The following is a 544-nucleotide window of genomic DNA, read 5'->3' as shown; positions in this document are numbered from 1 at the left end:
TCGAAGTTGTTGCCGGCGGCGGTGAACGCCAGCGTCACGGTCCGGTCGTACGCCAGCCCGATCGCCTTGCCGAGCAGGAAGCTGCCGGCCCACATGAGCGCGAAGTACACCAACAGCGGTACCGCGATCCGGGCCACGTCCAGTGGCTGGGAGGTGATCGTCTTCCCCTGGAGGGCGAAGAGGATCACGATCGTGAACAGCAGCCCGTACAGCGCCCACGGCCCGATCGCGGGCAGTACGCGGGACTCGTACGACTCGCGCCCCATCCGCCGCTCGCCCAGGTGGCGGGTGAGGAAGCCGGCGAGCAGCGGGACGCCGAGGAAGACCAGGACGTTCAGGGCGATCTTCCACATGGAGATGTCGAGGTGCTCGCCGTCGCCCAGGCCGAGCCAGCCCGGCAGCAGGTCCAGGTAGAGCCAGCCCAGCAGGCCGAAGGCGATGACCTGGAAGACGGAGTTCAGCGCGACCAGCACGGCGGCGGCCTCCCGGTCGCCGCAGGCCAGGTCGTTCCAGATGATGACCATGGCGATGCAGCGGGCGAGGC

General features: G+C 68.9%; 1 protein-coding gene. It reads right to left on the bottom strand.

Annotation, left to right across the window (positions count from 1 at the left end):
• Positions 1-544, bottom strand: a 544-nt coding sequence (locus KUM32_RS40475; RefSeq protein WP_374227615.1) for an arsenic resistance protein, incomplete at both ends; no start/stop codon positions are given.

The organism is Streptomyces sp. AC627_RSS907, from assembly GCF_019049165.1.
This window is presented reverse-complemented; position numbering and strand designations above follow the sequence as displayed.